At 44.6% G+C, this 23915-nt stretch carries 19 protein-coding genes; 15 read left to right on the forward strand and 4 right to left on the reverse strand.

Translation table 11 applies throughout. The features are described from left to right. Positions 1–95: 95 nt before the first annotated feature. The 3 genes from secA to BSHG_RS12630 form a co-directional block, all read right to left on the reverse strand. A complete protein-coding gene (secA, locus tag BSHG_RS12640; protein WP_005785443.1) occupies positions 96–3425 on the reverse strand; it encodes a preprotein translocase subunit SecA in 3330 nt (1109 codons plus the stop codon). Between the two features lie 107 nt (positions 3426–3532). Then, on the reverse strand, positions 3533–5107 hold the full coding sequence (locus BSHG_RS12635; RefSeq protein WP_008658865.1) for an alkaline phosphatase family protein: 1575 nt from the start codon (positions 5105–5107) through the stop codon (positions 3533–3535). Then, on the reverse strand, positions 5104–6330 hold the full coding sequence (locus BSHG_RS12630; RefSeq protein WP_008658866.1) for a DUF4105 domain-containing protein: 1227 nt from the start codon (positions 6328–6330) through the stop codon (positions 5104–5106). Before BSHG_RS12630 ends, BSHG_RS12635 begins: the two co-directional genes overlap by 4 nt. 573 nt (positions 6331–6903) lie before the next feature. Here BSHG_RS12630 and BSHG_RS12625 point away from each other — a divergent pair. From BSHG_RS12625 to BSHG_RS12555, 15 genes are all read left to right on the forward strand, one after another. Next, positions 6904–7635, forward strand: a complete 732-nt coding sequence (locus BSHG_RS12625; RefSeq protein WP_005785449.1) for a type III pantothenate kinase — start codon at positions 6904–6906, stop codon at positions 7633–7635. Further along, entirely contained in the window at positions 7622–8896 is a 1275-nt protein-coding gene (locus BSHG_RS12620; RefSeq protein ID WP_005785451.1) for a membrane protein, read from the forward strand. Before BSHG_RS12625 ends, BSHG_RS12620 begins: the two co-directional genes overlap by 14 nt. Positions 8897–8941: 45 nt before the next feature. Beyond that, positions 8942–10267: a hypothetical protein gene (locus BSHG_RS12615; protein ID WP_005785453.1), complete on the forward strand. Its 1326-nt coding sequence runs from the start codon at positions 8942–8944 to the stop codon at positions 10265–10267. 4 nt (positions 10268–10271) lie between these two features. Continuing rightward, positions 10272–10889 carry an LPS export ABC transporter periplasmic protein LptC gene (gene lptC, locus BSHG_RS12610; RefSeq protein ID WP_005813036.1) on the forward strand — a complete coding sequence of 206 codons (618 nt, stop codon included), beginning with the start codon at positions 10272–10274 and terminating at the stop codon, positions 10887–10889. 2 nt (positions 10890–10891) lie between these two features. After that, on the forward strand, positions 10892–12148 hold the full coding sequence (locus tag BSHG_RS12605) for a hemolysin family protein (RefSeq protein ID WP_005795896.1): 1257 nt from the start codon (positions 10892–10894) through the stop codon (positions 12146–12148). Between the two features lie 120 nt (positions 12149–12268). Continuing rightward, positions 12269–14407 (forward strand): peptidylprolyl isomerase, encoded by a 2139-nt coding sequence (locus BSHG_RS12600; RefSeq protein WP_008658876.1) that lies wholly within the window; start codon positions 12269–12271, stop codon positions 14405–14407. A 176-nt stretch (positions 14408–14583) separates the two neighbouring features. Continuing rightward, positions 14584–15618: a 23S rRNA (adenine(2503)-C(2))-methyltransferase RlmN gene (gene rlmN / locus BSHG_RS12595; RefSeq protein ID WP_005785461.1), complete on the forward strand. Its 1035-nt coding sequence runs from the start codon at positions 14584–14586 to the stop codon at positions 15616–15618. Positions 15619–15692: 74 nt separating this feature from the next. Next, complete coding sequence (locus BSHG_RS12590) at positions 15693–16739, forward strand: DUF4837 family protein (protein WP_005785463.1); 1047 nt, start codon at positions 15693–15695, stop codon at positions 16737–16739. A 4-nt stretch (positions 16740–16743) separates the two neighbouring features. Continuing rightward, positions 16744–17841 carry a 4-hydroxythreonine-4-phosphate dehydrogenase PdxA gene (gene pdxA / locus BSHG_RS12585; protein WP_005785465.1) on the forward strand — a complete coding sequence of 366 codons (1098 nt, stop codon included), beginning with the start codon at positions 16744–16746 and terminating at the stop codon, positions 17839–17841. Positions 17842–17865: 24 nt separating this feature from the next. Next, positions 17866–19092: a sigma-54 interaction domain-containing protein gene (locus tag BSHG_RS12580; protein WP_005813030.1), complete on the forward strand. Its 1227-nt coding sequence runs from the start codon at positions 17866–17868 to the stop codon at positions 19090–19092. After that, positions 19079–19600, forward strand: coding sequence for an LptE family protein (lptE, locus tag BSHG_RS12575; protein ID WP_008658877.1), 522 nt, complete (start codon positions 19079–19081; stop codon positions 19598–19600). The genes BSHG_RS12580 and lptE overlap by 14 nt, the downstream gene beginning before the upstream one ends. A 5-nt stretch (positions 19601–19605) precedes the next feature. Continuing rightward, positions 19606–20361, forward strand: coding sequence for a hypothetical protein (locus tag BSHG_RS12570; RefSeq protein ID WP_008658878.1), 756 nt, complete (start codon positions 19606–19608; stop codon positions 20359–20361). Positions 20362–20365: 4 nt separating this feature from the next. Continuing rightward, positions 20366–20746, forward strand: coding sequence for a preprotein translocase subunit SecG (gene secG, locus BSHG_RS12565; protein ID WP_005785472.1), 381 nt, complete (start codon positions 20366–20368; stop codon positions 20744–20746). A 170-nt stretch (positions 20747–20916) separates the two neighbouring features. Next, positions 20917–22305 carry an MFS transporter gene (locus BSHG_RS12560; protein WP_005785475.1) on the forward strand — a complete coding sequence of 463 codons (1389 nt, stop codon included), beginning with the start codon at positions 20917–20919 and terminating at the stop codon, positions 22303–22305. Between the two features lie 6 nt (positions 22306–22311). Continuing rightward, complete coding sequence (locus BSHG_RS12555; protein WP_005795891.1) at positions 22312–22665, forward strand: PqqD family protein; 354 nt, start codon at positions 22312–22314, stop codon at positions 22663–22665. Between the two features lie 133 nt (positions 22666–22798). Here the strand turns inward: BSHG_RS12555 and BSHG_RS12550 are convergent, their stop codons facing one another. Beyond that, positions 22799–23854, reverse strand: coding sequence for a DUF4831 family protein (locus BSHG_RS12550; RefSeq protein ID WP_005801184.1), 1056 nt, complete (start codon positions 23852–23854; stop codon positions 22799–22801). Positions 23855–23915: the final 61 nt, after the last annotated feature.

The raw sequence follows: 23915 nt of genomic DNA on the forward strand, positions 1-23915 counted from the left end.
AGAACAAAAATACGATTTTGGTTGAATATAGAAAAGCCTCGAACAGTTTTTAACCGTTCGAGGCTTTTATTAAGGAGTTGTAAGTTCTTTGTTACTTAACTGTTCCGTCCGTGGCAGTTTTTGTACTTCTTTCCACTTCCGCACGGACAAGGATCATTGCGACCCACTGTCTTTTCAGCGCGGATCGGTTCGCGTTTTACGGCTTCGCGAGTATCCTGCTGGGCAGCGGCCTGCTGATTCGGATCATTCAGGTCTTGTTTTTGTTCGCGATATTTGCTCATGTCCTGGCGTTGCTCAGGAGCTGCCTGACGTACTTCTACGCGTCTGGCTGCTTCTTGCTGTTCCTCTGTAGGCTCGGCTACGGGAATCTGGCCGCGCATCAGGATAGACACTGTCTGGTTATTGATCTTGTTTACCATGTTGTCAAACAGAGTCACAGATTCCAGTTTGTAGATCAACAGCGGGTCTTTCTGTTCATAACTTGCGTTCTGCACCGAGTGTTTCAGTTCATCCAGTTCGCGTAAATTTTCTTTCCAGGATTCGTCAATGACATGAAGAAGAATTGATTTTTCAAATGATTTCACTACTTCTTTCGATTCACTTTCGTAAGCCGCTTTCAGGTTGCAAGAGATGTTATACATGCGTTTTCCGTCTGTAATCGGAATCAGGATGTTTTCGTACATATGCCCTTGATTCTCGTACACCTGTTTGATGACAGGGTTGGCTATTTGTGCCAGACGTTCTGTCTTGCGCTTGAAGTTAGCCATTGCCACATCGAATGTTTTGTCTGCCAGCTTGTCCTTTTTCTCGTTGCGGAACTCCTCTTCTGTGAAAGGGGCCTCCATTGCGAGTGTTTGGAGCAAGTCCAGTTTACATTCTTCGTAGTCTGCATTGTTTTCGATTGCGGCCGCGCAACGGTCCCAGATCATATTGACGATATCCATTCCGATACGCTCACCCATAAGGGCGTGGCGGCGTTTGGTGTAAACCACCGTACGCTGTTTGTTCATCACATCGTCATATTCCAACAGACGTTTACGGATACCGAAGTTGTTTTCTTCTACTTTCTTCTGTGCACGTTCGATGGAGTTTGAAATCATTTTATGTTCGATCATTTCACCTTCCTGGAATCCCAGTTTATCCATCACGCTGGCGATGCGGTCAGAAGAGAAGAGACGCATCAGGTCATCTTCCAGTGAAACGAAGAATACAGATGAACCCGGGTCACCCTGACGTCCTGCACGGCCACGCAACTGACGGTCTACACGACGTGACTCGTGACGTTCGGTACCGATGATTGCCAAACCGCCTGCCGCTTTTACTTCAGGGCTCAGCTTGATGTCCGTTCCACGGCCCGCCATGTTGGTAGCAATAGTAACTGTACCGCTCAAACCGGCCTTGGCAACAATGTCTGCTTCCTTCTGGTGCAGTTTTGCATTCAGTACGTTGTGTTCGATCTTGCGCATTGTCAGCATTTTGCTCAGCATTTCGGAAATTTCTACCGAAGTAGTACCCACCAATACCGGGCGTCCTGCTTGAACCAACTGTTCAATCTCTTCGATTACGGCTTTATATTTTTCACGTTTCGTCTTGTAAACGCGGTCGTTCATATCCTTACGGGCTATCGGGCGGTTGGTCGGAATCACTACTACATCCAGTTTGTAGATGTCCCACAACTCACCGGCTTCTGTTTCGGCCGTACCGGTCATACCTGAGAGTTTGTGGTACATGCGGAAGTAGTTCTGCAGCGTGATGGTAGCAAATGTCTGTGTGGCAGCTTCCACTTTCACACCTTCTTTGGCTTCGATGGCTTGGTGCAGTCCGTCCGAGTAACGGCGGCCTTCCATGATACGTCCTGTTTGCTCGTCAACAATCTTCACCTGTCCGTCGATCACTACATATTCATCGTCTTTCTCAAACATGGTATATGCCTTCAACAACTGGTTGATGGTGTGTACGCGTTCTGACTTGATAGCATAATTGGTCAATAAGGCATCTTTCTTTTCAAGCTTTTGTTCGTCGCTCAATCCATGTTCATTTTCCAGTTCGGAAAGTTGGGCGGCAATGTCCGGCAAAACGAATAGAGTCGGATCTTCCGAGTTGCCTGTGATCAGATCAACACCTTTGTCTGTCAGGTCTACGCTGTTCAGCTTTTCATCAATAACGAAGTACAATGGATCTGTTGCTTCGTGCATGCGCTTGTTGTTTTGTTCCATATAGACCTCTTCCGTCTTCAGCATACCGGCTTTGATACCCTGTTCACTGAGGAATTTAATCAACGCCTTGTTTTTAGGCAGTGCCTTGTGGCTGCGGAACAACGCAAGGAATCCTTCTTCCACCTCTTTCTTATCGTCCGAGTTGATAAGTTTCTTGGCTTCTGAGAGGTATTTGGTTGCTAATACTTTTTGTGCTTCCACGAGTCGCTCTACCAATGGGCGGAGTTGATCAAAAAGTTGGTCTTCGCCTTTAGGCACCGGACCAGAGATAATCAACGGAGTACGGGCATCATCGATCAATACTGAGTCCACCTCGTCGACAATAGCATAATTGTGCTGGCGCTGTACCAGGTCCTTCGGGCTGATGGCCATGTTATCACGCAAGTAGTCGAAACCGAATTCATTGTTCGTTCCGAATGTGATATCTGCCAGATAGGCCTGGCGGCGTGCGTCGGAATTAGGCTGATGACGGTCGATGCAGTCTACGCTGAGTCCGTGGAACATGTAAAGCGGTCCCATCCATTCAGAGTCACGTTTTGCCAGGTAGTCGTTCACGGTTACTACGTGTACGCCGTTTCCGGTCAGTGCATTCAGGAATACGGGGAGGGTAGCCACCAGGGTTTTACCTTCACCTGTTGCCATTTCGGCAATTTTACCTTTGTGCAGTACCACGCCACCGAACAACTGTACGTCATAGTGAACCATGTTCCACACTGTGTCGTTGCCGCCGGCGTTCCAATGGTTTTGCCAGATGGCTTTGTCACCTTCGATACGGACAAAGTCCTTGGTTGCTGCCAATGTGCGGTCAAAGTCAGTGGCCGTCACCACTATTTCTTCGTTTTCAGAGAAACGCTTGGCCGATTCTTTTACAATAGAGAAAGCAACCGGTAATACTTCATCGAGTGCTTTTTCATATATTTCCAATATTTCTTTTTCGATTTTGTCGATCTGAGCAAATACCTCTTCGCGGTCTTCCAGCTCTACATTTTCGATGCCGGCTCTGAGTTCATCGGCCTTGGCGCGTTCTTTACTTGCCGAGTTACGGATGTATTCTTTAAGTTCCTCTGTTTTTGCACGGAGGCCGTCATTGTCAAGCTTAGCAACCTCCGGGTAAGCGGCTTTGATCTTGTCTACCCAGGGTTGGATTTCTTTCATGTCTCGTGTGGATTTGTTTCCGAAAATCGAGCTTAAAAATTCATTAAATCCCATTATCTATTATTTATGTTTATTATTTACTAAATTGATTTAATTGCGCAAAGTTACATTAAAATGCTGATTTATTTGCGCTTTGCACCTTGTTTTTTGTGCGGAAAGTATTACCGGATGTCGGTAATCGGAGTTGCCGAACAGGCATTGGGAGATCGTATTCTCAATATGTGAGCTACGGTGGGAGCTATGTGGTCAATGGTTACGGGCGTGTTGATTACGGCTGGTTTTACGCCGCTGCCCATAAAAATAAGGGGAGACGGAATATGCGCTTTCCGCACCACCTTATGGTCGGATGTATTTTCGTTAACGATGCTCCAGCCCGGCAATACATCGATCAGCAGGTCGCCCGAGCGTTTACGGTGGAAACTGTTGCGTATCATCGAGATGTCCGGTGTCCAGGACCCCAATAACAGGCGTTTGCCGGAGTATACTTCATTCACTCCGCTGAACTGGATCAGAAATTCGGCGGCTTTTTCCTGTATATCCGCCAGATTCAGTTGTTTTTCTTCGATCAGTTTGTGATTCAGATAAATCTGCTGATCGTAGTATGCTTCCACATACTGTCCCTGCCCGTAGGTAGCCATCAGATACATGTTCAGCAAGGCTGCGCAGCGGTTCAGGTGAAATTCGCCGGTCGGAACCCGGTAGAGTCCCAGGTCGGGTGATTCGGTGTCGGTATATCCGGTGGAGGTAATAAAGAAAACAACATTCTGCAGACCCACTTTCTTGTCAATGATGTCCAATAAAGAGGCGATGCTCCGATCGAGTCGTACGTATGTATCCTGCATCTCCATGGCACATTCCTGTACGCTCTTATGGGCGTAGTTGCCTGCATAGTAGGTCAGTGCCAGCATGTCGGGGACATGATCTTTGCCCATTATGCTCTTATCCAGCAGTTCTTCTGTCAGCGTATTGATTTCATCGTTGATAAAAGGGCTTGTAATCAGTCGTTTGTATTTATTGACACGATCGTCGTCAAATTTGTATTTAAAAGCAGCATCTCTCCATTCGGGAAGGAAACTGTAGCTTTGTACCGGATGGACAGGAGTCCATGTCATATCGGCAATGCGGAAGTCGATGGCATTCCGGTCGTTATACTGGCTTACCCACCATGGAAACTCGCTATAATAGGTCGTTCCACACCATTTTCCGGTTGTGTTGTTGAGCCAGAATGCGCCATTTCCGGCATGTCCTGCTGCAAGAATGGCAGCGTCGCGGAATGGAGCGATGGCATATACCAATCCCTCGTTACGGGTGGCTATCTTCAGCTCATCGGCTATCGTAGAGGTCAGGAGATGGGAAGGCGAAGAGCTTTCGTTTGTATAATTGCCCATGAAAGCGGGGTCGTCGACACAACTCACAGTACGCAGTGTCGATACATCCATCCATCGTTTGCCGATAATGCCGTTGACCGAAGGAGTGGTGCCTGTATAAATAGCGGCTATGGCTGATGCGCGGTCCGTGCCGCTGAAAGTATATTCGGCATTCCGGAACACACGTCCTTCTTTCCAGAGCCTTCTGAATCCCCTGTCTCCATACAGTGTTGAAAAAGCTTCGAGGTAGTCCGTACGTAACTGGTCTATGGTGAGACCTACCACTAATTTCGGGGTAGATGGAAGTGGCTGGGCTTGCAGTCCGGTAAAGGTAAGTACGGTCAGTATGGAGGTTAATAGTCCTTTCATTTAGCTTTTTTGTATGTCAGAATAAGATTGCTTGCAGAACGTATCAGCAAACAGAGTGCCAAAGGTAATACTGCTAAGTCGAAATTTTGTGGTATTACCGGAAAAAGCACTATAAAAAGTGTTAAAACAATGCAGTTCAGCAGATGATACCTGCTTTTGCGTCGCTTTCGTTCATCGTTTATAAAGAAAGGGAGGCAGAGCAGATGCCCCGGATGGAAGACAAACAGCAAGTAATTGGAGCCTACCGTGGGGTGTTCGGAGAAAAGAGCAAGGAAAGCGACGATGCATCCTGCGATGCCCGCTGCCGCAAACACTGCGATATCCAGTCCCCAAAGACTCTTTTTCTTGCGTAGACCATAGGCGGTAGCCATTCCGATTGCGATAAACACAAGAAGGGACAATCGGATGGGGGTTAGCATATTCCAGATATCATTTTCTGCGGAGCCGGATACATCCGGTTCACAGTCAATAATTTTTTTTGTGGTGGTCACTAATGGTCTGTTTTCGGATGCGTTAACGATGCGTGCTTTGTCAAAAGCATCCATCAGATAGAATGGTGAGAACATCATTTGTCTTTCGCTGATGGGGCGGTCGGCCTGGCTGCCGATGCAGAAATCGATTCCGAATTGTGCCCAGGGATGTCCTTTCGTGTATTGGTGGACAATATCCCGATAAGATTTAGTCTCGTTATTTTCAGTATATGTATTGCTGAAGAGCAGTTGGCTGCCACTTTTTTGCAGACTCTCTTCCACTTTGTCTCGTGGTCGGGTAGCACAGTTATCGTAGAAAAAATTATAGCGATATATCCGGTTTTCCGGGCGGTAATTTTCTTCCAGAAGGGTGATTAACTGTTGTTGTTCTTCGGCTGTCAGATTGAGCGTCTGCTGCCATACACTGCGTCCGAAGTATTCATATTCGACGGCGAAATGGCGGTAATCTTCCACTCCCAACCGGTAGTCGGCATTGCCGAGTGCAAAACGTAGCGTAAAGTTAGGAGTGTTGAAACTGAACAAGCCATAATTGTATACCCGGTCGATGCCTCGTGCCGGTTCTTCGTAACGGATAGCCGTGTGCCCGAAGAGCGAATAGATTTCTTCACCCGGAGCGCATGTCAACAGGCTGATCCGGATGGAATCAGCGGTGGACGGACTTTCCGTTCCCCATGTCAGAATCGGGAAGATTGAAAAAACAATCAGGAGTAAATGTCGCAATTTTGAGTTCATGTGGCAAAGATACTGCTTTTGTGGGAATAAAATGGCCGGTTCAATGAATTTATTTGTCTCTTTTCGTCAATCGCGGGGCAATTTGTTCCTGAGCGCAGGGCTGTACTTCCCCGAGCGTCGGGCTGCAGGTCTTCGGCTGCCGGGCTGCGGTTTGTGAATAGCCGGACTTCGATTTGTTCGTGACGCGTTTCCTCGGGGTGCGTTTTGGGGAGACTGTCGTCAGCGGCAGCAACAGTTTTTTGAGCTTCCGTCCATTCTTCTTGTTATATTCTGTTTTGTTTTGTATTGTAGGCTATTGGGGGATATTCTGTTTTTTTTGTCTCTATATGCTTATTAATCAGTAATGACAACTCGTTGCTGGTTTTTGGATTTTCTGCTTGTCTTTGTTTATGCCTTCCGGCTTCCTTTTCCGCACTTTTCCAGCGAAGATTTCGGGAGAGGAAAGTAGTTTTACCGAATCGGCTGTCGGGACGTTTTTTTTATTTTTCTCTCTATGCCGCTGCTTTTTTATTCGCTATTTCGGTATTTGAATAAATTTTATCTCTTATCTTTGCGCCCTCAAACAGAGAGAAAGTGAACTTAATTATCGATATTGGAAATACAGTAGCCAAAGTAGCGCTTTTCGACCGGACTTCTATGGTAGAAGTTGTTTACGACTCTAATCAGTCCCTGGATTCCTTGGAGGCTGTTTGTAATAAGTATGATGTTCGGAAAGCAATTGTTGCTACGGTTATAGACTTAAACGAGTGTGTGCTGGCTCAGTTGAACAAGCTTCCTGTCCCCGTCTTATGGTTAGACAGCCATACGCCGCTTCCGGTAATAAACTTGTATGAAACCCCCGAAACTCTCGGTTATGACCGGATGGCTGCCGTGGTGGCGGCCCATGATCAGTTCCCGGGTAAAGACATTTTGGTGATTGATGCGGGTACTTGCATCACTTACGAATTTGTTGATTCTTTGGGACAGTATCATGGGGGCAATATTTCGCCCGGACTCTGGATGCGGCTGAAAGCACTCCATCAATTTACCGGACGTTTGCCGTTGGTTCATGCCGAAGGACGCATGCCGGATATGGGAAAAGATACTGAAACTGCTATTCGTGCAGGTGTAAAGAAAGGGATAGAATACGAAATTGCAGGGTATATTACGGCTATGAAGCATAAATATCCTGAACTTTTGGTTTTTTTAACGGGCGGAGATGATTTTTCTTTTGATACGAAATTAAAAAGTGTCATCTTTGCAGATAGATTTTTAGTGTTGAAAGGATTAAATAGAATATTAAACTATAATAATGGTAGGATATAAACAGACACTTTGTGCGCTTCTGCTCACGATATTATTACCCGGAGTGGCAATCGCTCAAAATAATACAAACTCTCCTTATACACGATATGGCTATGGTCAGTTGGCTGATCAGTCATTTGCAAACAGTAAAGCAATGGGAGGGATCGCTTACGGATTGCGCGATGGATCACATATTAATCCGTTGAATCCTGCTTCTTATACGGCTATTGATTCGTTGACCTTTCTTTTTGACGGAGGGTTTTCGATGCAAAATACAAACTTTAGTAGTGAAGGCACCAAGTTGAATGCGAAAAATTCAAGTTTTGACTACATAGCGATGCAGTTTCGTCTACACCAGCGCGTGGCCATGAGTATCGGTCTGCTGCCCTATTCGAGTGTAGGCTATAATATGGCCAAGGCGAACAACGACGTTGCGTCGGAAGAAGCGCGGAGCGTCACTTCATTTGCCGGAGACGGAGGCTTGCATCAGCTTTACGTAGGTTTGGGAGTGAAGGTGCTGAAAAACCTTTCAGTCGGCGCCAACGTATCGTACTTTTGGGGGGAGATCACGCGTCAGGCGCGTATTACTTTTCCTTATAATGACAACGCTTTTGCTTTTCAGCATGTAGACTATTTGTCCGTGCGCGATTATAAGCTGGACTTCGGCGCGCAATACACACAGCAGCTGGGTAGGAAGCATGCGGTTACATTAGGTGTAGTGTTCTCGCCTAAAAAAGATTTGCATAACGAAGCTTATGTACAAAGATCGACGCTTACGAACTCCAACAGCACGCAGGCCGTCACTACGAATACGGTCGATACGGTGGCTACCTTTGGAATGCCCAATAGCTTTGGGGTGGGACTTACGTACGAGTATGACAAACGTCTGATCGTGGGAGCTGATTTTAATTTGCAGAAGTGGGGCGACGTGACCTATATGAATCAGCCGAATGCTTTTTGTGATGCGATGAAAATTTCAGTGGGTGCCGAGTATATGCCGAGTCGTTTTTCGCGTAGTTATCTGGCGCATATCAAATACCGCGTCGGAGGATATTATTCGGAACCTTATTATAAAATAGGAGGGGAGAGAGCCTCTCGTGAGTATGGAGTAACGGCCGGTTTGGGATTACCTCTTCCGGGTTCACGCTCGCTAATCAACGTTTCGGCTCAATATATTAAAGTACATGGTCTGAAAGCCGGTATGGTAGATGAAAATACATTGCGTTTGAGCATCGGAATCACGTTCAATGAAGGCTGGTTCTTCAAACGTAAAGTTAAATAATAGAGAGAATAGACGGTATTATATAACAACTAAAATTTAGATACAATGAAAATTAAAACGCTTGTGGCTGTGTTGTTTCTTTCGGCGGGAGCAACAACTGTGGTAGCACAGGACGACGCTAATTGTAATTCGAACAGTAGTATTTCTCACGAAGCAGTGAAAGCTGGTAACTTTAAAGATGCTTATACTCCGTGGAAAGCTGTTTTGGAGAACTGCCCGACTCTTCGTTTCTATACCTTCACAGACGGTTATAAAATTCTGAAAGGGTTGCTGGGGCAGATCAAAGACAGAAACTCTGCAGAATACAAAAAGTATTTTGATGAGTTGATGAATACGCACGATTTGCGTATGAAGTATACTCAGGAATTCTTGGGAAAAGGTGTAAAAGTATCGTCGGAAGATGAAGCACTGGGCATTAAAGCTGTCGATTATATTGCATTTGCTCCGAAGGTGGATGTAAATCAAGCTTATGATTGGTTGAAAAAATCGGTGGACGCTGCGAAAGCTGAGTCTGCAGCTGCTACATTGTTCTATTTCTTGCAGATGTCTCACGATAAACTGAAGGAAGATCCGGCTCACAAAGAGCAGTTTATTCAGGACTATCTGGCTGCATCCGAATATGCAGACGATGCTATAGCTGCTGCTGATAAAGAGAGTGTGAAGAAAGCTTTCGGAGGTATCAAAGATAATCTGGTAGCTCTGTTCATTAACAGCGGTACTGCCGATTGCGAATCACTGCAAGGTATCTATGGACCTAAGGTAGAAACGAATCAGACTGATTTGAATTATTTGAAGAAAGTCATCAGCATTATGAAGATGATGAAGTGTACGGATAGCGACGCTTATCAGCAGGCTTCATTCTATGTATACAAGATTGAGCCTTCGGCTGAGGCTGCTACCGGATGTGCATACCAGGCCTATAAGAAAGGGGATATCGATGGTTCTGTGAAGTTCTTTGACGAAGCGATCAACCTTGAGACAGACAATGCAAAGAAAGCAGAAAAGGCTTATGCTGCTGCCAGTGTTTTGACTACTGCCAAGAAATTGTCTCAGGCAAGATCTTATGCTCAGAAAGCAATCAGCTTCAATGAAAACTATGGTGCTCCTTATATCCTTATCGCCAACTTGTATGCTATGAGTCCTAACTGGAGTGATGAATCGGCTTTGAACAAGTGTACTTATTTTGCTGTTATCGACAAATTGCAGAAAGCTAAATCTGTAGATCCGAGTGTAACAGAAGAAGTTAACAAAATGATCAGCAGATATTCCGCTTATACTCCGCAGGCTAAAGACTTGTTTATGTTGGGCTACAAAGCCGGCGACCGCATCACTATCGGTGGTTGGATTGGAGAGTCTACAACGATCAGATAAATCTATGTTGCGACAACAAAGTAACAGTTTATTAAATAAAAGTTTGAGCATAACAATTGTCTTCGGGGCAATTGTTATGCTTCTTTTATTTTCTTCCTGTGGCGGGAGAAATAAGGCGATGGCCGATGCCATTACCGAGCGGGATTCACTGCCTGTTATGGATACACGGGGGGTAACGACCCTTATATCCGATTCCGGTGTCACACGTTACCGGGTCAACACTGAAGAATGGTTGATTTTTGATAAGAAGAAACCCTCGTATTGGGCTTTTGAGAAGGGCATTTATCTGGAACAGTTCGATTCGCTATTTCATATAGATGCGAGTATAAAGGCGGATACGGCTTATTATTATGATCGTGACCGGCTTTGGAAACTTATTGGAAATGTAGATATTAAGAGTCTGAAGGGCGATCATGTGACCACCGAGTTGTTATATTGGAATGAAGCCACCAAGAAAGTGTATACCGATAAGTTTGTCCGGATGGAAAAACCGGATCAGATTATGACCGGATATGGCTTTGAGTCAGACGATCAGTTTATGAAGCCGGTTGTTCATAACATATCCGGTATAGTATATATCGATGAAGATGCCGAAAAGGCAAAAACAGATTCTGTAAACTAACTATGAGCATCATTATTTACCTGTTGATTACGATGGCATTTTCTGCTTTCTTTTCGGGAATGGAGATTGCTTTTGTTTCGGTAGACAAACTTCGTTTTGAAATGGACCGGAAAGGAGGGGTATCATCGCGTATCCTTTCGCTATTCTTCCGGAATCCCAATGATTTTATTTCGACCATGCTGGTCGGGAATAACATCGCTCTGGTTATCTATGGTATATTGATGGCACAGATTATCGGCGACAATTTGCTGGCCGGATGGATCACCAATCATTTTGTAATGGTATTGGTACAGACCGTGATCTCCACACTGATCATCTTGGTGACAGGAGAGTTTCTGCCCAAAACGCTTTTTAAGATCAATCCCAATCTGGCCCTGAATGTCTGTGCAGTTCCTCTTTTCATCTGTTATGTTGTTCTCTATCCTATATCTAAATTTTCGTCGGGAGTCTCTTACCTCTTTCTTCGCCTGTTTGGGATGAAAGTGAACAAGGAAGCCTCTGCGAAAGCCTTTGGTAAGGTAGATCTGGATTATTTTGTCCAGTCGAGTATAGACAATGCCGAAAGTGAGGAAACTCTGGACACGGAAGTGAAAATCTTTCAGAATGCACTCGACTTCTCGGCGGTCAAGATACGCGACTGCATCGTTCCACGGACAGAAGTGGTAGCAGTTGCGCTGGATACATCCCTTGAAGAACTTAAAGGCCGGTTTGTTGAGTCCGGTATATCAAAAATAATTGTCTATGATGGTAATATAGACAATGTGGTGGGATACATTCATTCGTCCGAAATGTTTCGTAGCCCGAAAGATTGGCGCGATCATGTGAAAGAAGTTCCCATTGTGCCTGAAACGATGGCGGCCCATAAACTGATGAAGCTGTTTATGCAGCAGAAAAAGACCATTGCCGTGGTAGTGGATGAATTTGGAGGAACTTCGGGCATTGTCAGCCTTGAAGACCTTGTTGAAGAAATTTTCGGTGATATCGAAGACGAACACGACAACACTTCCTATATTTGTAAGCAGATCGGTGAGCATGAATACGTGCTTTCGGCCCGTTTGGAAATAGAAAAAGTAAACGAAACTTTTAATTTGGAGCTTCCCGAATCCGATGACTATCTAACGGTGGGAGGATTAATCTTGAATCAATACCAGAGCTTTCCGAAATTGCACGAATTGGTCTCTGTCGGTAAATATCAGTTTAAGATAATTAAGGTTACAGCAACGAAAATCGAACTTGTCCGACTGAAAGTAATGGAATAATGATCGATAGCTGTAATTTTTTAGCTAATAAATAGATGCATATTAGCATTTTTTGTATCTTCGTGCGCTAAAACCAAAGATGAAGAAAATAATAATAACAAATAAATCGTATTAATCAAAATGGCAACATTACAAAACATTAGATCCAAAGGACCCCTGTTGGTGATCGTTATTGGTTTGGCTTTGTTTGCTTTCATTGCGGGCGATGCCTGGAAAGTTCTCCAGCCACACCAATCGCATGATGTAGGCGAAGTCAATGGAGAAACTCTTTCTGCTCAGGACTACCAGAACATGGTAGAAGAATATACCGAGGTTATCAAGTTCTCAAGCGGAATGAGTTCATTGAATGATGAACAGACCAATCAAGTGAAAGACGAAGTATGGCGTAGCTATGTGAACAATAAACTGATTGAAAAAGAAGCGAAGAAGCTCGGTATTACTGTTTCGAAGGCTGAAATTCAATCAATCATTAACGAAGGTGTGAATCCGTTGCTGCAGCAGACTCCGTTCCGCAATCCTCAAACGGGCGCTTTCGATAAAGATATGTTGAAGAAATTCTTGGCTGACTACTCTAAAATGGACAAGACCAAGATGCCGTCTCAATATGTGGAATACTATGAAGGAATGCACAAACTTTGGTCATTTGTAGAAAAGACACTGATCCAGAGCCGTTTGGCGGAAAAATACCAGGCACTGGTGACTAAAGCTCTTTTCTCTAATCCGGTTGAGGCACAGGATGCATTCGACGCAAGAGTAAACCAGTCGGATGTTCTGTTGGCTGCTGTTCCTTATTCTTCTATTGTAGACTCTACTATCACAGTTAAAGAGTCTGAACTGAAAGATCTCTATAACAAGAAGAAAGAACAGTTCAAACAATATGTTGAAACACGCAACATCAAATACATCGATGTACAGGTGACAGCCAGTGCAGAAGACAGAGCTGCTATCCAGCAAGAAGTGACTGATTATACAAACCAACTGGCTACTGCCAATGGTGATTATACTACTTTCATCCGTTCTACCGGATCGGAATATCCGTATGTTGATTTGTACTATACCAAGAAAGCTTTCCCGTCAGATGTAGTTGCACGCATGGATTCAGCTTCGATTGGACAAGTATATGGCCCTTACTACAATGCAGGCGACAATACTATCAATTCGTTCAAGGTGTTGTCTAAAGTGGCTGCTGCCGATTCTGTACAGTTCCGTCAGATTCAGGTTTACACAGAAGACGCTGCTAAAACAAAGGCTTTGGCTGACAGCATCTATACTGCTATTAAGGGTGGAGCCGACTTTACAGCTTTGGCTAAGAAGTACGGACAAACAGGTGAATCCAACTGGATTTCGTCTGCTAACTACGAAAATGCACAGGTTGATGGCGATAACTTGAAATTTATCAGCACTATCAACAATCTGGGAGTAAACGAACTCTCTAACGTAGCATTGGGACAAGGTAATATCATTTTGCAGGTGACTGATAAGAAAGCTGTGAAAGATAAATATAAAGTTGCCGTTATCAAGCGTGCGGTTGAGTTCAGCAAAGAAACTTATAATAAAGCTTATAATGAATTCAGCCAGTTTATTGCAGCTAACCCGACAGTAGACAAGGTTGCGGCCAATGCTGAAGAATCAGGCTATAAATTGCTCGAAAGAAATGATCTGTATAGCTCAGAACACGGAATCGGTGGTATCAGAGGGACTAAAGAAGCACTGAAATGGGCCTTTGCTGCAAAACCGGGTGAAGTTTCCGGCTTATATGAATGTGGCGAAAGCGACCGCATGTTGGTTGTTGGTCTGGTTAGCGTGATCGAAGAAGGTTATCGTCCTTTGGCCCAGGTTCAGGATCAGTTGAGAGCTGAAATCATTCGTGATAAGAAAGCTGAGAAGATCATGGCCGACATGAAGGCTGCCAATGCAACTACAATTGCCCAGTACACATCGATGGCCAATGCAGTAAGTGATTCTGTAAAACACGTAACATTTGCAGCGCCTGCTTATGTAGCCGCTTTGCGTAGTAGTGAGCCGCTGGTAGGCGCATACGCTTCGGTTTCGGATATCAATAAGCTGAGCGCTCCTATCAAGGGTAATGGCGGTGTATTTGTGTTGCAGGTATATGCCAAAGATAAGCTGAACGAAACATTCGATGCCCAATCAGAAGAGGCTACATTGGAAAACATGCATGCCCGTCTGGCAAGTCGTTTTATGAACGATCTTTATCTGAAAGGCGATGTAAAAGATAAACGATACCTGTTCTTCTAAAAACGGATTTGTTTTTTAGATAACATCGTTTTAATATACGAAAGGCTGTTCCGCACGGAACAGCCTTTCTTTTTGCTATCTCTTTCCCTCTTCCCATTAACTTTTGTCCCTTCTCTTTTTTAAAATCGACTTTTATTCCTTACATTTGCATGAATAAATAAATATTTGTAGTAAATATGCCCAAATATCCGCTTTTAGGAATGACCCTTACCGAATTGCAATCTGTCACCAAAGATTTGGGGATGCCTGCTTTTGCAGCCAAACAGATCGCTTCCTGGTTATACGATAAAAAAGTGACTTCTATTGATGAAATGACCAATCTGTCGTTGAAGCATAGAGAGTTGCTCAAGGGAGAGTATGATTTGGGGATATCCGCGCCTGTTGATGAGATGCGTTCCGTAGATGGTACGGTGAAGTATCTTTATCAGGTAAGTGACAATCATTTTGTTGAAGCTGTGTATATTCCGGACGAGGATCGGGCGACATTGTGCGTGTCTTCTCAGGTAGGCTGTAAAATGAACTGTAAGTTCTGCATGACGGGTAAACAAGGATTTACCGCAAGTCTGACAGCCAATCAGATCTTGAATCAAATCGCAGCATTGCCGGAGCGGGATAAGTTGACTAATGTCGTGATGATGGGGATGGGCGAGCCTCTCGATAATTTGGATGAAGTATTAAAAGCGCTGCATATCCTGACTGCTTCGTATGGATACGGATGGAGCCCTAAGCGCATTACTTTGTCGTCTGTAGGATTGCGGAAAGGGCTTCAACGCTTTATTGAAGAAAGCGAATGCCATCTGGCTATCAGCCTGCATTCTCCTTTTCCTTCACAACGTTCTGAGCTGATGCCGGCCGAAAGGGCTTTCTCGATTAAAGAAATGGTCGATCTGTTAAAAAACTATGATTTTAGTAAACAGCGCAGACTTTCGTTTGAATACATTGTTTTTAAGGGCGTCAATGATTCGCTGATTTATGCTAAGGAGCTGTTGAAATTGCTGCGTGGGCTTGACTGCCGGGTGAACTTAATCCGGTTTCATGCCATTCCCGGGGTAGACCTCGAGGGTGCCGGTATGGAGACTATGACGTCATTTCGTGACTACCTGACCTCACATGGACTGTTCACTACCATTCGAGCTTCCCGGGGAGAAGATATTTTTGCCGCTTGCGGGATGTTATCGACGGCTAAACAGGAGGAGAGTAACAAGAATTAATATAAATTATCAGCACATTGGATGAAAGTATACGACCATTTCGTAGATTTGTGAAAACATTAAAATTGATGCATATGAAAAAGTACCTGTTTTACCTCAGTATGGCTCTTGTAGCAGTAGTGTTGTTTTCTTGTAAAAGCGGCAAGAAAAGTGTGTTTACTCCAACTTCCAGCGGACGTGCTTATGAAGTCCTCGTTGTGGTTGAGAAGCCTGTGTGGGAGCGTCCTGCCGGTAGAGCTTTGTACAATGTGCTCGATACAGATGTGCCCGGACTTCCGCAATCGGAACGTTCGTTTAGGATCATGTCTACTTCTCCCAAAGATTTTGATGCCATCCTGAAGTTGGTGCGCAACATTATTATCGTAGATATACAGGACATTTATACCCAACCTAAATTCAAGTATGCCAAGGATGTATATGCATCTCCCCAGATGATTTTGACTATCCAGGCTCCGGACGAGGCATCGTTTGAGAAGTTTGTCGAAGAGAACAAACAGCCGATTATAGACTTCTTTACCCGTGCCGAAATGAACCGTCAGATCTCTTTCCTGGAGAAAAATCATAATGACTATATTTCAACGAAAGTAGGTAGCATGTTCAACAGTGATATCTGGCTTCCGGCTGAACTGAGCAGTTCGAAGACAGGAGAAGACTTTTTCTGGGCAGGTACTAATGCCGCTACCGGAGACCAGAACTTTGTAATCTACTCTTACCCGTATACAGATAAGGATACCTTTACGAAAGAGTTCTTTATCCATAAGCGCGATTCAGTGATGAAGGCTAATATTCCGGGTGCCAAAGAGGGTATGTACATGGCGACTGATTCGTCTACCGTAGAGGTTCGTCCGATTGATATTCATGGAGATTACACAATGGAAGCACGCGGACTGTGGCGCATAAAGGGCGATTTCATGGGTGGCCCGTTTGTTTCGCACACCCGTCTGGATAAAGCCAGCCACCGTATTATCACTACAGAAGTATTTATTTACTCACCCGATAAAATGAAACGTGACCTGATGCGCCGATTGGAAGCATCTCTGTATACTTTGCAACTTCCTACCGAGAAGGCGCAGGAACAGATTCCGATGGGCATAGAGCAGGAGGAGAAAACTAACAAATAACAAAATGGAAGATAACAAAATAAAAATTGGCATCACTCAGGGAGACATAAATGGGGTAGGATACGAAGTCATTTTAAAAACGTTTGCCGACCCCGTCATGTTGGAACTCTGTACACCGGTCATTTACGGCTCTCCGAAAGTGGCTGCATATCACCGCAAGTCGCTTGATTTGCCTACTAACTTCAGTATTGTCAATACCGCTGCAGAAGCTGCCCACAATCGCCTGAGCGTGGTCAACTGTACGGATGACGAGGTGAAAGTAGAGTTCTCAAAACCCGATCCGGAAGCCGGTAAAGCAGCTTTGGGAGCACTTGAGAAGGCGATAGAGGAGTTCAGGGAAGGCTTGATCGATGTCATAGTGACGGCTCCTATCAATAAGCATACGATTCAGTCCGAAGGATTTGCTTTTCCCGGACATACGGAATACATCGAACAACGTCTGGGGAATGGTTCAAAATCACTGATGATCCTGATGAAAGAGGATTTCCGGGTAGCTTTGGTAACAGGACATATTCCGGTTCGCGAGATAGCCTCTTCAATAACCAAGGAACTGATTCAGGAGAAACTTGCCATATTCAACCGGTCGTTGAAACAGGATTTCGGGATTGGTGCACCGCGCATCGCAGTGTTGGCACTGAATCCGCATGCCGGAGACGACGGATTGCTCGGTACAGAAGAACAGGAAATCATTTCTCCTGCTATTCAGGAAATGGCTGCCAAGGGAATCTTGTGCTATGGCCCTTATCCGGCTGACGGATTTATGGGATCGGGCAATTTCACCCATTTTGACGGAGTACTGGCCATGTATCACGATCAGGGATTGGCTCCTTTCAAGGCATTGGCCATGGATGAAGGTGTGAACTACACGGCGGGTTTGCCGGTGATACGCACTTCTCCCGCGCATGGCACAGCCTATGATATTGCAGGAAAAGGCGTTGCTTGCGAAGATTCATTCCGTCAGGCTATTTATGTAGCGATCGACGTATTCCGTAACCGTCAACGTGAGAAGGAAGCACATGCCAATCCGTTACGTAAACAGTATTACGAGAAACGAGACGACAGTGATAAACTGAAGCTCGATACAGTAGATGATGATATTTAATCAGGAAGGGAGTTTAGTGCGAATATGACAAAAGCGGAAATACAACAGGTAAAACTAAGGTTCGGTATTATTGGTAACACTGAAGCTTTGACGCGTGCGATAGATGTTGCCATACAGGTGGCACCTACCGATTTGTCCGTGCTAATAACCGGAGAGAGTGGTGTCGGTAAGGAAAGTTTTCCTCAGATCATTCACCAATACAGTCGCCGAAAGCATGGACAGTATATTGCTGTCAACTGTGGTGCTATTCCTGAAGGAACCATCGATTCGGAACTGTTCGGTCATGAAAAAGGGGCTTTTACGGGAGCCATCGGTGAGCGAAAGGGCTATTTTGGTGAAGCCGACGGCGGAACTATTTTTCTGGATGAAGTCGGAGAATTGCCTTTGCCCACGCAGGCACGTTTGCTTCGTGTACTCGAGAGTGGGGAGTTTATAAAAGTAGGCTCCTCCAAAGTACAGAAAACGGATGTCCGCATTGTGGCTGCTACCAATGTCAATTTGACCCAGGCCATTGCAGAGGGACGTTTCCGTGAGGATTTATACTATCGTCTCAACACGGTGCCCATCCAGATCCCTCCTTTGCGGGAGCGTGGAGAAGATGTGCTGTTACTGTTCCGTAAGTTTGCAAGTGACTTTGCAGAGAAGTATCGTATGCCCGCCATACAGCTGACCGAAGATGCCAAACGGGTTTTGCTGTCTTATTCCTGGCCGGGTAATGTGCGTCAGTTGAAGAATATCACGGAGCAAATCTCTATAATTGAGACCAATCGTGAGATTAATGCCCCTATCTTGCAATCTTATCTGCCTGCCCAGAGTACGCAGCGATTGCCTGCCCTGTTCGGTGTAAAGACAGGGAAGAGCTTCGAAAGTGAACGTGAAATCTTATATCAGGTCCTTTTTGACATGCGACAAGATGTGACCGAACTGAAAAAGCTTGTACACGAAATCATGTCCGAGCGCGGAGCGGTAACCTCTAATGTCGGTACGTTTTATACGCCGGCTCCGGTAGTAACCCCTACACCCTCAGTGCCTGCCATCATTCATCCGGTCAAGCCCAATTGTCCCGATGACGATGACATACAAGATACCGAAGAGTATGTGGAAGAGTCGCTTTCGTTGGACGAAGTCGAGAAAGAAATGATACGCAAAGCCCTTGAAAAGCATCATGGCAAGCGAAAAAGCGCGGCAAAGGATCTTAATATATCCGAGCGTACCCTTTACCGAAAAATAAAAGAATATGGATTGGAATAAAAAGATAATGCGAATTTCACTGCTGGTTTTCACACTGGTAGTAGGAATTTCGTGTACTGTTTCTTATAAGTTTAATGGTGGTAATATCAATTACGATAAGGTAAAGACTATCTCTATTGCCGACTTTCCTATTAAGTCGGACTATGTTTATGCACCGTTAGGCACTAAGTTCAACGAGGACCTGAAAGACATTTTCCTTCGTCAGACCCGTCTGAAACTGGTGAATAACAATGCCGACCTCGAGATTGATGGAGAGATTACCGGATACAACCAGTATAACCAGGCTGTTTCGGCCGACGGATACTCTTCTGAAACCAAGTTGACCATCACAGTGAATGTTCGTTTTGTGAACAATACGAATCATGAACAGGACTTCGAGCAACAGTTCTCGGCCTTCCGTGTCTATGATTCGAGGGAGTTGCTGACAGCCGTTCAGGACGGACTGATTGCGGAGATGACCAAAGAGATTACAGATCAAATATTTAACGCAACGGTAGCAAACTGGTAATTAGAATGATTTCTGCTAACTTACAACAATGGATTCAGCATCCGGAAACGCTGAATAAAGATACTTTGTACGAGTTGCGAACGCTTGTCACACGCTATCCTTATTTTCAGTCACTGCGATTACTCTATCTTAAAAATCTATATTTGTTGCACGATATCTCTTTCGGTGCCGAGCTTCGTAAAGCCATATTGCATGTGGCTGATCGCCGGAAGCTGTTTTATCTGATTGAGGGTGAACGATATATTTTGAAACCTCGGAAAAAGAACGCACTTCCCGAAACAGAAGTTTTAGAGGAAGAGCCCAGCCTCGATCGTACGCTTTCCCTGATCGATGCTTTTCTGGCCACCGTTCCCGAAGAGGTTTCAGCCCAGACAAGCCTGGACTATGCAACGGACTATACCACCTATTTGCTGCAAGAAGACGATACACCGGAACTGGAAGAAACTCCCAAACTTCGCGGTCATGAATTGATTGACGGCTTTATCGAAAGAAGTGAAGAAGAAACATCTATCCGTTTGCAACCGGCAGATGAAAATAAAGCTATCTCCGAAGAGGAACAGAGCGAGACGCATCATGAAGAAGATGAAGATGATAGCTGTTTCACCGAAACATTGGCCAAAATATACGTCAAACAGCATCGATATTCCAAGGCGCTTGAAATTATTAAAAAATTAAGTTTGAAATATCCAAAAAAAAATGCTTACTTTGCAGACCAAATCAGATTTTTAGAGAAATTGATTATTAACGCTAAATCAAAATAACAAAATGTACTTATTATTAGTTATCTTAATGGTTATTGCAGCCATACTGATGTGCTTCATTGTGTTGATTCAGAACTCAAAAGGCGGTGGTCTTGCTTCAGGGTTCTCATCATCTAACCAGATTATGGGTGTACGCAAAACTACAGACTTTCTGGAAAAAGCAACTTGGGGCTTAGCTGCATTTATGGTTGTGATGAGCATTGCTACTGCGTATGTCGTTCCGACTTCTTCTTCTAAAACACAAGATGTCATTATGGAACAGGCACAGCAGGAAGAGCAGACCAACCCTTATAACCTGCCCGTAGGTACTACTGCACCGAAGACAGACGCTGCTGCTCCGGTTGAAGCACCTGCCACAGAAACTCCGGCTACTCCGGCAAACTAACAACAGATTCTTTTTAAGAAACGATAAGCGAAGCTGCAATTTCAAACCGAAACTTGCAGCTTCGCTTATTTTTTGCCGTAAAATGCATCTTTTTGTTAGGCATACAAGGCAGATTTAGTTACCTTTGTTCGCAATAACACTTTTACTAATTTCTGAGTTTAAATATTACAATGACAGAACAATTGAAAAACAAATTGAGTGACTCCAAAACACTTCGTTGGAGTGTGCTCGCTCTGGTCGCGTTTACTATGCTTTGCGGCTATTTCCTCACCGATGTAATGTCCCCTTTAAAGCCTATGCTCGAGAAAGAGCTTCTCTGGGATAGTTTGGACTACGGATTCTTTACCAGTGCTTACGGATGGTTCAATGTATTCCTGCTCATGTTGATTTTCGGTGGTATTATTCTCGATAAGATGGGAGTTCGTTTCACCGGTATGGGAGCTTGTATACTGATGGTGTTGGGTTGTGGACTAAAATATTATGCTATCTCTACTACTTTTCCTGAGGGAGCTTTGATTATGGGTTTCAAGACTCAGGTCTTTCTGGCGGCTTTAGGATACGCTATCTTTGGTGTCGGCGTAGAGATCGCCGGTATCACCGTCTCTAAGATTATCGTGAAATGGTTTAAAGGTAAAGAGATGGCTTTGGCTATGGGACTTGAGATGGCAACCGCACGTATCGGTACCACTTTGGCTATGGTGCTTACCGTTCCCATTGCCGATTATTTCGGCTATACGGATGAAAGCGGCAGTTTCCATACCAATATTCCGATGCCTATTTTGTTGTGCCTGATCATGCTGTGCATCGGTACTATCGCCTTTTTCATTTATACCTTTTATGATAAGAAACTTGACGCTTCTTTAGATGCTCAGGGAGAAGAACCGGAAGAACCGTTCCGTATGAAGGACGTTATGCTGATTGTCACCAATAAAGGCTTCTGGCTGATTGCTTTATTGTGTGTACTATTCTATTCTGCTGTTTTCCCCTTTATTAAATATGCAACCGACTTGATGGTGCAGAAGTATAACGTAGACCCTAAGCTGGCCGGAAATATTCCGGGATTACTACCGATAGGTACCATCTTCCTGACTCCGTTGTTTGGTACTCTTTATGATCGTATCGGTAAGGGAGCGACGTTGATGATTATCGGTGCCGTCATGCTGATTGGTGTGCATACTTTGTTTGCGCTTCCCATTCTGAACGTATGGTGGTTTGCCACTGTGATTATGATTGTTCTGGGTATTGCTTTTTCACTGGTGCCTTCGGCCATGTGGCCTTCTGTTCCGAAAATTATTCCGGAGAAACAACTGGGTACTGCCTATGCTTTGATTTTCTGGGTGCAGAACTGGGGATTGATGGGGGTACCTCTGTTGATCGGATGGGTGTTGAATACCTATTGCAAAGGTCCTGTTGTGGATGGAGCGCAGACTTATGACTATACTTTGCCTATGGCTATCTTTGCTTGTTTCGGTGTTTTGGCTCTGATTGTAGCTTTAATGTTGAAAGCGGAAGACAAGAAGAAGGGATACGGACTGCAGGAAGCAAATATCAAAAAATAACAGTATATGGCAGACGTGAAAGAGAAAATAAATCTTTTGGATGTAATTCCTTTCCGTAGTGAAAATATTACGGCCGAAAAGGGAAGCGATGGTACCGTTACCATTGCTTTCCCCCGGTTTAAATACGAGTGGATGCGGCGATTCTTGTTGCCTAAAGGAATGTCTACGGATATTCATGTCCGGCTGGAAGATCATGGCACTGCCGTATGGGAGTTGATTGACGGAAAGAGAACCGTACGCCGGATTATTGAAGAGCTGGCAGAACACTTCAATTATGAAGAAAATTACGAATCACGTATTACGGCTTATATCACTCAGTTGCAGAAAGACGGATTTGTGAAATTAGTGATTGAGAACTGATTGCATTACGATATACTATCGGAATATAATAAAGAGACTCCGGCTGATTTAAAAATGAAGTGCACCCTAAAAGTTAAACATGAACTTTTGGGGTGCACTTCATTTAAGATCGGCCGGAGTTTTTGATTATGTTTTATTCTCCTTCTTCTCTATCTACCTTGATCAAGCCTCCTGTATCCGGGTTGAAAGTAACCTGAACAGTCGATTTCTTATTGAAAAGCGCCGGAGCCAGATATTCGATGGTACCGAATTGTGTGACAGGAAGTTCTCCGTTAAACCATTGCTTTTTCCCCTCCGTTAGTGTTACTTGTGCTTTGCCGGGCACATTATAGGCAATGCCGTCCACCTTCTTTTTGCCATCGTCTTCCGGTACGTTGACGGTTTTCAGATTCTTCAGCGTGATATAAACCGGCTCTCCTGCAAGATCGTTATTAGCAACTATGCCCAGCTTCTTCGAAAAGCGGAAGGCTACTTCGTTGTCCATTTCCTTATCCGGAGTGAGGCGGATGTTGAATATCTTTTCGTCTTTATTCAAGGTACCCGAGAACATTTCGGTCATGGCAGCCTCTTGCTCTTCCAGGTTGGCAAGCATAATCTTCAGTTGCTCCCCATCTTTGGGCATGTTGTCTGCCTGTCCGCGTACCAGGGCATTTTTACTTTCACGAATGTTATAAATCTCTTTGGCAACCAACTCCGCCATTTTAGCTGTAGAACCTGCCATCAGAATCTCTTCGGTCAGAAAATCACGTGGATTTATCTTCTTTTTCTGTGTCGTGGCGGGTTGCATCGGAGCCGATTTTTTAGGAGATAGCGGTACGTTGATTGATTTTACGATACCATCTTCGGTCAATTCTATTAGCGGAGCTACTGTTTTATCTTTCAGCTTGACAAAATAGGTATGTTCGCTATCGGGGATACCGACAGATTTTGCTTTGACGCTGACCAGTTCCCAATATTCCTGAGGCTCACCCGACACATCGGTCAACCGGAGATAACGGTCGGCATACTTGCTGAATTCTCCCGGAGTATATGTCACTTTATTGACTTTGACTTCAATATTGATTGCTGTTTTAGGAAGTGCATAGGTTACACCGTAATCTTTTCCCCGGGTAACTCCCGCTGTAACTTCGGTCTGGGCATAAGCCGAGGTAGAGAGTAACAGCCCTGTCAGTATAATTAGCTTTTTCATTTCCGGTTTATTTTAACTGGTTTAAAAAACAAAGTTAATGAAGTTATTTGGAAAATCATAA

The sequence above is a fragment of the Bacteroides sp. 3_2_5 genome (assembly GCF_000159855.2).
Taxonomy (GTDB): domain Bacteria; phylum Bacteroidota; class Bacteroidia; order Bacteroidales; family Bacteroidaceae; genus Bacteroides; species Bacteroides fragilis.